At 51.4% G+C, this 12,669-nt stretch carries 5 protein-coding genes; 1 reads left to right on the top strand and 4 read right to left on the bottom strand.

Features of this window, described 5'->3' with window-relative positions:
- Positions 1 to 106: 106 nt before the first annotated feature.
- From ACN0YH_RS15970 to ACN0YH_RS15955, 4 genes are all read right to left on the bottom strand, one after another.
- Positions 107 to 1,147: a prenyltransferase/squalene oxidase repeat-containing protein gene (locus ACN0YH_RS15970; protein WP_417380578.1), complete on the bottom strand. Its 1,041-nt coding sequence runs from the start codon at positions 1,145 to 1,147 to the stop codon at positions 107 to 109.
- A 35-nt stretch (positions 1,148 to 1,182) separates the two neighbouring features.
- Positions 1,183 to 5,244 carry a hypothetical protein gene (locus ACN0YH_RS15965; protein ID WP_417380577.1) on the bottom strand — a complete coding sequence of 1,354 codons (4,062 nt, stop codon included), beginning with the start codon at positions 5,242 to 5,244 and terminating at the stop codon, positions 1,183 to 1,185.
- Between the two features lie 187 nt (positions 5,245 to 5,431).
- Complete coding sequence (locus ACN0YH_RS15960; protein WP_417380576.1) at positions 5,432 to 7,981, bottom strand: hypothetical protein; 2,550 nt, start codon at positions 7,979 to 7,981, stop codon at positions 5,432 to 5,434.
- Between the two features lie 34 nt (positions 7,982 to 8,015).
- Positions 8,016 to 10,286 (bottom strand): vWA domain-containing protein, encoded by a 2,271-nt coding sequence (locus ACN0YH_RS15955; protein WP_417380575.1) that lies wholly within the window; start codon positions 10,284 to 10,286, stop codon positions 8,016 to 8,018.
- Positions 10,287 to 10,617: 331 nt separating this feature from the next.
- Between ACN0YH_RS15955 and ACN0YH_RS15950 the strand changes: the two genes are divergently transcribed.
- Complete coding sequence (locus ACN0YH_RS15950; protein WP_417380574.1) at positions 10,618 to 12,666, top strand: FAD-dependent oxidoreductase; 2,049 nt, start codon at positions 10,618 to 10,620, stop codon at positions 12,664 to 12,666.
- Positions 12,667 to 12,669: the final 3 nt, after the last annotated feature.

Genomic DNA, 12,669 nt, shown 5'->3' with positions numbered 1-12,669 from the left:
CCAAATACGGGACTGGCAGTCAATACCCGGCTGCTGTTGTTTTTCTGTAAAAGCCAGCAGAAACAACACAGAATCTGATTTTCTGCTGATTTCAAACCCGCAGAACCTAGCGCTGATAGATGGGCAGGTACTGGTATTCCACCGCCAAAGCGAGTACTGCCAGGGAAGTCGCGTAAACTTTACCGGCCTGTTTTTCACTCCCTTTGGTCGCGAGCCAACTGCCATCGTGCTTCTGGGTTTCCAACAGTTGCGGGACAATCGCGTCCCGTGTTTTTTTCCAGTACTCGCCCCCCATCTGAAACATGCCGACGCTGCAGTAATAAGCACCGTAAAAGTAATAAAATTCATCCGGATGCAATGGTTTCTGAATCAGGTAATCACTGGCTTCCAGCGCATCGCGGGTATGATGTTGACCACAGATTTCCAGGGCTAAAATTCCAGTTCCTGTGCGCGTGGCACTGGGGGCACCCCCTGGTTGATAGGCAAAGCCGACGTTATTGCGACCGCGACAGTTGCGGACATAAGCGACGGCTTTGTCGATGTGATCTTTGGAAATGTCACAGCCAATATTCTTGGCGGCCCGTAACGCCAGCAATTGCCAGCCGGTCACGCTTAGATCACTGTCGGTGCTGGTCTGTGTATAACGCCAGCCTCCTGCATTCCGTTTATCTTTGTTGACACTCTGGGCAGACACGATCAATTTCACCGCGCGTTCCAGCACTTCTCTGCATTTCTTCTCTCGATCGCCTTTGAGCATCCCGGCGACTTCTGCCAGCATCAATGTACTGATACCGTGGCTATACATGGGGCCGTGACTTTTGTGGTGTACGACCAGACCATTGTCAGCCTGGTGAGCCAGTACCCAGTCGATGCCTTTATTGATCTGGTCACCATAGGGTCCTTCTTCGGGAACATAACCGGCGGCCATGAATGCCATAATCGCCAGTGAAGTGGCAGCCGTCGATTCACCATAGGAATTAAAAGACCAGGCACCGGATGGCTGCTGAGAGTTCGCCAGAAACTGAATCGCTCGCTGAATACTGGAGTCCAGCTGTTTCTGCTGTGCATTCAGTACCTGAGCTTGACTGATATTGGCGGGCAGTAACAGGGAAATCAGAAGTAACAGGGTTGGGAACCAGCGAATCATAAATTTAATCCAGGGGATTTGTCAGAGAAACAGGCTTAGTTACTGTCCGGTTTCGATTTGGAAATCGCTTCAAAATAATGTTTGATCAGCCGGGCATATTCTGGATCGGTACGGGTGCGCGAGCCTTGCAGGATCTCGGTATCCAACTGGCCCGGAAGTTCGCCCCAGTTACGATCTGACATAGCTTGCAGTTTCGTTTTCAGCTCAGAAAAGTCCACGCTGGTCTGGGCACCACCGCCTTCACTTTCGCCTTGACCTTTCCCTTGTGCCATATTTTTTGAAGCCGTCTGTGACTGTTGACCTTTGCCGGGATCAGAACCCTGCTGTGCTTTTGATTTCAGTTCCGTCGCCGCCTTAGACAACGATTCTGCAGCTCGTTTCAACGACTCGGCAGCTTCACGTGATTTCGATGGTTTCCCCTGCTTCTCAGAATCTCCCTGTTGTTGATTCGCGTTTTCAGCCATCTGTTCCTGTGACTGCGATTTGTCGCCGGCTTCAGAATTGGCCTGGGCTTTGGCATCCCCGGATTCGGTCGCTTTCTCTTTTTGATCAGCGGGGCTGCCCTCTTGAGAGTTTTCTTTAGTATCGCCGGGCGGGGACTGCTGTTTCTGCGCCATTGACTGATCCGACTGGTTTTTGAATTCCGGACTCTGCTCCAGCTGCTTCTGGGCTTCGCGCAACTGTTGCGCGGCGTCGGTTACCTGGTTCCCCACTTTTTCCGGAACGGGAGATTCCTTGGCTTTCTGTCTGCTGGCCTGCTGCGCCTGGCGGGCCGCTTCCTGCAGCGCTTCAGCTGCCTGTTGCGCCTGTTCCGCTGCCTGCGCCAGATTCTCTTCTTTCAGCCCTTCGACTGCTTTCTCCATCGCCTGGCCGGCGGTTTCGGTTTTCTTGCGTGTCTGGTCTGCCTGCTGGCTCTCTTTTTTCAAGCCAATGGGGTCCGTTTCCAGTTTGCGAGAGGTCTCAGACAATTCCTTTGATAAAGCCTGGGTCTGTTGGGCGAGCGCCTGTTGTGTATTCTGTAAGGCTTCCTGTCGCTTCGATTCGGAAGCAGAAGCCTGTTCCATTTTATCTGCCTGGGATTGTTGCAGGTTTGCTATGCGTTCGGCCTGTTCCAGAAAGGCATCTCGTTCAGTATTCTCTTTGTTCTGTTCTTTATGGGCCTGCATAATTTCATCAGCTACTTTCGAGGCACGATTCGCTGCCTGGCTGGCTTCATGCAGGCGGCCTGAGTTAGCTGCCTGTTGTGCTTTGATGGATTCTTCTGCGAGTTGTGTGGCTTTGCGGGTTGGTTCCGAATCAGGACCGAACTGCTGTGCGGTTTCCAGAGCAAAATTTGCCGCTGCTTCTGCCAGCAGCTGCTGTTGCCTTTGCAAATCAAGAACCGATTCCGCAGGCTCTGCCTTTGCCCGCGAAGGTTCATTACTCATCTTGCTTTCCGCAGGTTGTACAGCGGTTGCCGGCTTGCCGTCGGCTGCTGCCGCTGCGGCATTTTGTGGAGACTCTGCCGCTGGTGGAGACGCTTGACCAGCAGGGGCTGCTGCCGGAGAAGGGTTATTTTCAGCCGGTTGATTTTCTGCTTGAGTTGTCTTGGCGGGATGCGCTTCTCCAGGCGGTTCTGTAGCCTGGGGTGTGCTCGGTCTACCGGCGGCGACAGGAGCCTGTTCTCCGATCGCTTCGGCCACCTGGGTTTGGGGTTCCACCAGTTGAGAAGTCTGTCTGACCAGTGAATCCAGTTGTTTCATCTGATAATTACGGGCGGCATCAACCAGTTCGGGGCGGCGGTCCAGTAACTGATCCAGATCTTTGGCCAGGCGCGACTGGCGATGTTTCAATTCCGCCTGCAGATTGGCCAGTTCCTTCTCCATCTCGGGGGAACGCTGCTGATGGGCCTCTTCTTTTTTCTGCTCCATCTCTGATTTTTCAGCCGCAGGTTGTTTGGCGTCCGGATTATTCGACTGCGGCTGTGGAGCCTGTTGCTTTGATTGGGGCTGCGTCGATTCCAGCTTGTCATTGAAAGCCAGCAGATCATCAGCCAGATGATTAGTTTCATCTGCCAGTCGATTCAGGTTTAAAAGATCATTTTCCAGTTCGACGAGTTTGTCGTACTGGCGGGCCAGTTGATCGAGTTTCTGTTCGGTTCCTTTCATGGCTTTCGGAACCGGTTTCAGATCGTTACGGGCCTGCTTGATATTTTCGGCATCTGCGGTCGCTTTGAGGGTATCATGATTTTTGACGAAGTCGGTTCGTGCGACTTCCTGAGTTTGCTCTGCCAGTTTCTGATACAGGGGCAGTTGCAGAAATTCATTGGCGAGGTTTTCCAGTTTTTGAGCCAGTTTACGCTCCTGTTTACTCAGTTCCTGTAGCTGCTCCTGGTCTGCTGCTTTTAAGGCTTCTTTTTCTTTGACCTGTTTCAGTTCTGCAATTTTCTGGTCGACCTGTTTTTTATGTTCTTTGTATTCCTGCTGGATTTTCTGCAGCTCATCCCTCAGTTTCTGCTGACGCGAGACGACACCCGCCGATAACTGCTGGTCTGCGTTTTTATCGATCCCAAAGACGCGGGGAGTAGTCCAGACGACATTCGGTTCCGGGATTTCTCGATTGTCGACTGCCCGGACACGATAGGTAAAGATATCCGCCTGCTTTGCGCGCAGCCCTTCCAGATCGACTTTAAACTCGTAATCCACCGATCGAGTTCCCAACTCCTGGGCAGGAACCTTGATCACAGTCGCTTTCTCATCCAGCTTCTGAACATGAATTTCCAGTTCCGCGACTGAAAAATCATCCAGGACTTTTACTGGCACTGTTAATCCGTCAGTGGGCTTAATGAATTCCGGTTGATTGTAGAGGGAAAGTTCAATTTCGGGTGCACGGTCCGGAAACACTTTGACCAGATGCTCCGAGGTCTGGGTTTTGAGTTTACCCTGCTGACTTTCCAGTGTGAGGTGAAACAGAAAGCTGCTTTTGTGAACGGGAAGTTCCAGCTCTGCAGACAGTTGATCTTCACTGATCATGAACGCTTTCTGTTCCACGGGAGGCCGCTCTTCTGTTCCCGATACGTAACGCTGATACTCCAGTATAACTGAAGTAACCGGTCGATCGAATTTCAATTTGAAGTCCAGCAGGCTTTGCTCAATCACGCGGAGCTCACTGGGGATGACGGTCAATTGCTCTGTTGGTTTCTGGGTATAGCCGGGGGAATTGACTGTGAGCCGTGTTTCAGTGATCGAGGGAGGCTCCGCGATTTCAATGGTGTATTGTTTGGAGCGACTGCGATCGGACGAGATCGTGTACTGGAACCCGCTGAGCAGGCGCGGAAACTGGGTCAGATAGAATCCGGATTCCTGGTCAAGGTCCATCCGCCGCGAGTTTGCTTTGCCGGCGCTGTCTTTCCATTCAATCCAGACGTCGTTGATCTTGCCGGGTTCCTTGGTATGCCAGCGCGGTTCCGCCACAATTTTTAAATCGGTTCCCCGGGCGACAGTTTCATCGCCGGGCTGGACATCAAAATAGAGTGAGCTTACGGTCGCGAAGTTCCCCCAGGGGATCATGCTCCGCGAGAGCAGCAGGCGATATGGGTCAGGCCAGAACAACAGGGGGGTAATAAAAATCAGAATTGCGATGCCGGCACTCATGATGAATCGCATGGCGCGATCTGAGGGAACGGAATCGGTAATATTAAAATTTGTCAGGGAGGCGATCGTTTCACGCGCAAGTCGTTCCCGCATCATCACGGAGCTGGTTTCGTCCTGAGCGGAAGCGAGTTCCAATACTGAAGTCAGCCGTTCATTCAGCGAAGACTGTGACTCTTCAACGATCGCTGCCAGCTCGACCGGAGTGCGTTTTTGAATGACCCGACGCAGAATTCCAAACCAGAGGCAGCCCGTCAGCACAGCCAGTGAAATAGAACTCATAATAATGCGGGCAGTGGAGTTGAGCGAAAACAGAAAGTCGATACTGATCTGCAGCGTGACCAGGCAAACGAGTACCAATACCACCAGACCCAGTCCGCGCAACAGTGCGAGAGAACGAATACGGCGATCAAGCTGGTTCAATTGCCGTTTCAGTTCGTTCACAAATTGATCTAACTGACCATCCATAGTTTATCTCAGCAGGAAGTGGATTATGGAATCTGTTTCAGCGAGCACACAAGTCGAGTCTGGCTCGAAATGAATCCCTGGCAGGAATCATCCGCAGCGCAGACCTCGCCAGTGCTTATTGTAACAAGATTTGAGATGAAATAGGGATGAAAAAACGGTTTAGAAGCCAAAAACCTGGCAAGCTGGTTCAGGGTAAGCCGTTTAATTTACGGATGGCCCACTCCGCCGTCAGGATACCCATGATCAGAATCAGAAAAAACCAGTGATCCCACACCGAAACTTCGTCCTGTTTGGTTGTTTCCTGTTTGAGGGAAGGGAGCAATTCCATGAGTTCATTGATGGTTTGCGGCATGAGCAGCTTTCCCCCACTCGATTCTGCCATTTCTGTCAGTAGTTGTGGATTCGAAGTCAGATTGCCCAGTTCGATCGTTTTGATTTTATGAACAAATAAAGGGGTCGTGATGTCCTTCGCGCCTGCGATGGGGGGCGTCGTCTGCAGTTTCAGCTGGTATTCCCCCTCGGGCAGGGCAGGCAGATTCGCTTCCTGCAGCAGGGGCTGACTTTTTTGATTGACCAGTTCCAGCGAAGCAACCACTTTGTCTGGTTCAGAGGCTTTGAAAATGGACACGATTGATTTGACCTCCGGAAACTGGTCTCGATATTCCTGGGTCCAGCGAGCGCTGGCAGTGGTGATTTCACCGGCATCGATATCCGTTTTACTTAAGCTGAATTTGACGAACTCATTTCCAGCGGACGCTTTATTCTTGGCTGCCCAGCGGGCCAGTTGCCCCCAGAAGCGGTGGTGGTACTGATCACCCACACGAAACCGCCAGCGCCAGGTGCTGTCGATACCAACCCAGATGACCTGTCCTGAACCATACTGACGATGGATGATGATACCATCCTTCTTCTCATTAGGCGGCGCATTGAATGGGGAGACGCCATAAGCCAGTACTGTTGCTCCCGGCTTCAGATCGCCCTGCAGAAACCAGAGATGGCCCGGCAGTTCCTGCCAGATATCGCGATTGATTTCAGCATTGGCGTCAAACTGCATCAGGGGTTCGGCTTCGCCTTCCGGCGTCAGTCGCAACCGCATTCCTCGCTCGCCCGGTGGAACCTTGAAATTCGCCTGATTCCAGTCAATCATCTTAGGAGTTTTTAAAGGCAGCAGCTCGTTCAGTGTGGGGGAGCGATGTTCCAGAGGCATGTATTTTTTTCCAGCCAGCAAAACCAGTGTCCCCCCCTGGTCTCCCACAAACGTTTGGATATGCTTCCAGTTTTCTTCTTCCAGATGTGCGGGCGATACATCACCGATAATAATCAAATCCTGTTCGGCAAACGGATGGGCCTGGGTACCCGGCTCATCGTTCGGCTTAACTACCGGTACATTAATCTTAAGCTGATTGGGAAAAAACGGCTGAGGCAGCAGCCCCATGTATGGCTGTTCGAATAAAACCTGTTCCAGCGCGATGCGTTTATCCCGCTCCAGCGCATGATGCAGAAACCGGTATTCCCAGCGCGCTGTTTCCTCGACTAACAGGACATGCGATTTATCATCCACGATGTTGATGGCAAAGTTTTTGTTGTTGTTATCGTCGCGTGTTTCTCCAGGCAGGACTTCCGTTTCCAGAGTGAATTCCTGTCGCCCCAGTTTTCCTGAATCCAGTTCAAACTCAAGCAGTTTACTGACTCCCCGGGAAATAAAACTTTTTACCGCCAGCTCCTGGTCACCCTGTTTCAGAGCGACCCTGATTTCCTGGTCTTCATATCCATTGGTTCCAATTCGGGCCTTCAAGAGTGGGCGATCATCTTTGAATGCTGTCTGAGGATAATCCAGGTCAGCGATTGAGATATCTTTAGGCTGATGATCCGTCCCAACCATCACCGGATAAATGGGGACTTTCATCTGTCCCAGTTGTTTCGCCAACGTCACTGGATTTAACTGGCTGTTATCCCGTCCGTCGGTCAGCAGGATGTAACCCGAGATCGGTGCCTCACTTGTTTCATTGCTGCCTCCCGTGTTTTTTAATGCCTGCGTCAGATTGGAAAGTTCCATGTGCACCTGATTCGGAACTTCACTCAACGACTTCTCCAGAGTCGTCTTTTCCGTAGTGACGGCATCGCCGGCAAACAGGACCACATCGACCTGTCCCCGTTCCTGAAGTTTTTCCAGGATCGGATTTGCAGGATTCAACAACAGTTTTTGCGCAATTTCTTTGCGAGAGAGTTGATCAATATCGGCAAAGATCGCCGCCAGGTTTTCTTTGCGACTGGCAATAAGTTCCTCCCGTTTTTTCGGGTTTGCCGTTTCCTCTTCGTCTACCCAGGGAGGTTCCTCGTCGGCTGCATAAGCGGCTTCCCAGCGATCGAGGCGGCTGTCAACCTGGTCATTACCAATCATTTTTAATGCGCGTGCCAGCCTCAGCTTTTCCAGATCACTGGCATGTCGATCCTGTGTATTCATGCTGTCAGACACATCAACGGCGACAATCAGCCGTCCAGTCTTGTTGACATTAAACGACCAGGTCAGCACCGGTTCCAGAAAGGTAAGCAGGATCAGAATCAGCGCTGCGATTCGCAGTGTGATGAGAATGTTACCGATTGAAGAGGAGACCAGGCGACGTTCATAACGGAACAGCAGGACGATGGAGACGAGCGCCGCCACGACGGCACAGACGCTCAAAATCGTCCATCCGCTCCATTCGAAGCCGTTAAACTGGAAGTGCCGTTCGATCATTTCAATTCGTCATCTCTGTATAAGATTAATCGCATCATGTTTCATTCTGTTCGGGAAGTGTGGAATGGCCTCCCTGGACCAGTCTTCTGGTCAGAAACATTTCGCCTACCATCAGCAGCAGGAAGATCAGTAACAGGATCCGCCAGAATTCTGTTTCTGAGACATCAGAAAACATGGCTTGTTTCAATTCATCAAGGGTCTTGAAAAAAGTCAGATGCGATTCATCCGACAGAGTTTTCTGTTGTGCTTCACTTAGAGGCGACAGATCGGATTCACTGCGATCGAAGTTCACCACAAAACGATCAGCCTTAAGATCAGTCTGCTTGCCTGGTTTGGGGGACAGACTGTAAATGCCGGGTAAGGAAGTATTTAAAGCTTGAAAAGTAGCAGCATTTGCTGCAGGGTCGGCCTCAATTGTGCCTGTGATCGGCTTGCCGTTCGGATCCAGAAATTCAATCTGTTCCACCGTCGTTTTAGCAGGAACCGGGACGACGATCGGTTCGTCTGTCTGCAGGTTACGAAACACCCGCCCTGAAGAAAGTTCGAAGACCGCCTCATGCAGAAAGGGGACATAATCTGGTTTGGCCGGCAGATTATTCCAGTCCGCATCGAGTGAGGATGTCAGTAACAGCACGCGTCCCCGTTCATGATTCATCATCAGCATGAAGGGAGAGTTGTTACTTAAGCTCGCCAGCTCCACTGGTGTCGCCGGTGTTTTCTGCTCGCTTTGCTCACCTTTCTTTTTTTCATCAGGCGGATCAGATTGCGTGATGGCTGAGGTATCCCACCAGTCACTGAACCGGGCCGAGGTCAGCCCATTGGCATATTCCCCGCGAAAGCGATTCAACCACGGACTTTGCAGACTGTCAGACCGAATTTGAATCAGATTCCCGAATTCGGCTCCCGGATTCGATTCCCTCGACTTTAATTCTACGGGGATCAACGCTTTATCGTGGAATAACAGCCGCTGATAATCGTCTGCGTTGATCTGATCACCCAACGCAATCAATACGCCTCCCCCCTGGTGATTGACAAAGTCGATTAGTTCTCCCGCCTGTGTGTCCGAGAGTGTATCCACATTCGCCAGGATGACGACGGCCTGATTCTTCAGGATATCAGCATTGAGCTGCGCCTTTTCGATGACGGTTGTCTGAATCCAGGGAGTCCGGTTGGCAGGCGCCATCAATGCCAGATTCGCGAAAAAGACTTCACTCCGGGTCGGGTCAAAACTGGGGGTGCCATCCACCAGTAACACGGGTAAGGCGCTGGTGACATGCAGCGCAGCGTCGGAGCGATCATCGCCGGGCAACTGATCTGGGTCGAGCACAATACTGACGACGTGCGTGCCTTCATCTTCGAAGCGATGCTGAAACTCGACGGCGGTTTCGCCATGATTTTCAATTTTCACGGATTGGGTTTTTTCCGGCAGTTGTTGTCCATCCACTTCAAAATAGACCGGGCAAATGAGATTCGCTTCTGGTCCATCATAACGAACGGTGGTCGAAATTCGGACTGGCAGATTTTTCACACAGACCTCACGTGAAACGGACAACTGATCTACTTTTCGATTGGTGAGCAGTCCCTCGTTTTTATCAGCTGCCACATTAGTGGCCCACAGATTGATGGGAACCGCAGCCTGCTGCAGAAGATCATTCACCTGCGTCCACAGGATGGAATCATCAGGGGACCAGCAGAAGGCTTGATCGTCAGTCAATACGATGATTTCCCGTTCCAGATTTGAAGTTTTACTGAGTGTCTGAATGGCTTTGGTAATGGAATTTGCCAGATGGGAAGAGCCAGTCGGAGGCGGCAGTTGATTTAATTTCTCGCGGACCACATCAAATTGCGAAGTCGGAGACTCGGTAATCAGCCGGGGTTGGTCGCGGGCATCAATCAAGGTAATCGTATCACCAGGGTTCAGCTCTTCCAAAAAGCGGTGTACCCATTGGATGGCGGCGGCATGTGGTGTTTCGGCTTCGCCTTCCCAGCCCATGCTGTACGAACCGTCGATCACGAAGACAACATCCCTGGATTGCGTGGAAATAAATTTCGATAAAAAACCGCCAGATACCCAGGGGCGGGACAATGCGAGGGCGATCAATGCAATCAGCAGCATCCGCATTGCCAGCAGTAACCAGCCTTCCAGCCGAATTCGCCGCCGGGTCCGCTGTCCCAATTCCAGAAACTGCATGGCCCCCCATTGCACAACATCGTATTTTTTGCGGCTGAGCAAATGCACGAGCACGGGCAGTGAAATTCCCAGTAAACCGAGCAGCATCATCGGATTAAGGAAATCAAAGCTCATGTCAGCCTGCTGGGGATTCGAGTTGGTTGGGGACCGCGCACCGGGGTGGTTTCATTTTTGAGACGGTTACAATTATATGGTGAAATCGTCCTAAATGGTATTGCTCACATAATTAACAATTTAAGTCCGACATAAATTCAGATTTGCAACAAGCCGGTTTAGATATTCCACCGTACTGATTATGATGGACGAAACGGGCCTGTGTAAACATGTCCGCTAAGTATTAATTTTGTTTCGCCCACACCGATTGAGTCAGAAGGTCTTCTAAATGCTGCCTGTTTCTACGAAATTAATCCGATTTGTGTTAGTTCTGGTTCTCGGGATAGGTTTTTTGAATCTGTCTGGGGCACAGGAAATTAAACCAGTACAGCTCAAATCCAGCTATGATATCGTCGTCTATGGCGGAACTTCCGGAGGTATCGCAGCAGCAATTCAGGCAGAACGGATGGGAAAAAGTGTGCTGCTGATCGAACCCGGAACCCATCTGGGCGGTCTCTCTTCAGGAGGCCTGGGTGCCACGGATATCGGGAATAAGGCTGCAATAGGCGGCATCGCCCGTGAGTTTTATCGCCGTCTGGGGGACTATTACAGTCTGGATTCCTCCTGGGAATATCAGAAACAGGGCGAGTATAAAAATCGGCGCAGCAAGGGCGCTGAAAAAGAGATGTGGACTTTCGAGCCGCATGTTGCTGAAGAGACGTTTGAAAAAATGCTCCGCGAACAGTCGATTCCCGTGCTGAAACAGCAGCGTCTGGATCTGAAGCAGGGGGTGAACAAAGAGCAGGGCCGTATCGCTTCGATTAAAATGGAGAGTGGTTTAGTTATTTCCGGGAATGTCTTTATTGATGCCACATACGAAGGGGACCTGATGGCGATTGCCGGGGTCTCTTATCATGTAGGGCGTGAATCGAATGCGACTTACGGGGAAACCTTAAATGGTATTCAGACCCGCAATGCGGTCTTCCACCAGTTCATCAAACCCGTGGATCCGTATGTCGTACCAGGCGATTCCCAGAGTGGGCTGCTGCCAGGCGTTCAACAGGAAGGACCGGGGGGTAAAGATGGAGACGGCGATCACCGCGTGCAGGCTTACTGTTTTCGGATGTGTACGACAGACGTTCCCGAGAATCAGCGGGAGTGGGTGAAACCCGAAAATTATGATCCCCTGGATTATGAGCTGCTGTTAAGAAATTTTGAAGCGGGTGATCTGCGGGTGCCCTGGAATCCCGTGCTGATGCCTAATCGCAAAACCGATACAAATAATAATTTTGCCATCTCCACTGATAATATCGGGATGAACTATGAATATCCCGACGCCAACTATCACAAACGGGATGAGATCATTCAGGAACATCTTACTTACCAGCAGGGATTAATGTGGACGCTGGCAAACAATCCACGTGTGCCAGTGGAAGTACGTAAGCAGTTTCAGACCTGGAAGCCGACCAAAGATGAATTTCAGGATACCGCTGGCTGGCCGTTCCAGTTGTATATTCGCGAAGCCCGCCGACTGGTCTCTGAATACGTGATGACGGAAAAGAACTGTATCTCCGAATTGGTTGCAGAAGACAGCGTGGGGCTGGCTGCCTACACAATGGATTCTCACAATCAGCAACGATACGCCGTGAATGGAAAAACATTGAATGAAGGAGATGTGCAGGTTGGCGTGCCCAACCCCTATCCGATTTCTTATCGTTCCATTCGCCCGAAAAAGGAAGAATGCCAGAACCTGCTCGTGCCGGTCGCGATGGCCGCCTCTCATATCGCCTACGGTTCGATTCGCATGGAGCCGGTTTTTATGGTATTGGGGCAGTCCGCAGCAACCGCGGCCTGCCAATCGATTGATGCAGGTCAGGCAGTTCAGGATATCGATTACACACGACTGAATAAACGATTAATCGCGGACAAACAGGTACTCGTCTGGGACGGGCCTCGCAGAGAGCCACCTATTCGTACCAGTTCGCTGCCCGGCATTGTGATCGATGATCGCGATGCAAAACGCAGCCTGGGCTGGAAAAGCAGCTCCGCCAGTTCTCCCTATGTGGGGCAAGGTTATCAGCATGATGGAGCTGCCGAGAAAGGGGAGCGGGAGATTTCCTTTACCGCAGATATCCCGCAGGCTGGCCTGTATGAAGTCCGCGTTTATTATTCACCCGGTTCCAACCGTTCCATCAATACACCCTATATTGTGACCAGTTCTACAGGCACCAATGAGATCCTGGTCAATCAGAAGCAGCAACCCAATCAGGGGAAATACCATCTGCTGGGACGGTTTCCGTTCGAGCAGGGAAAACGGGAAGTGCTGCGCGTTACCAATCGAGGAACGAAAGGGCATGTCATCGTTGATGCGCTCCAGCTTGTTCGCGTAAAAGCCAACTGAACA

This window comes from Gimesia sp. (assembly GCF_048262075.1).
Taxonomy (GTDB): domain Bacteria; phylum Planctomycetota; class Planctomycetia; order Planctomycetales; family Planctomycetaceae; genus Gimesia.
The sequence above is the reverse complement of the archived record's forward strand: the minus strand, read 5'-3'. Positions and strand labels throughout refer to the sequence as shown.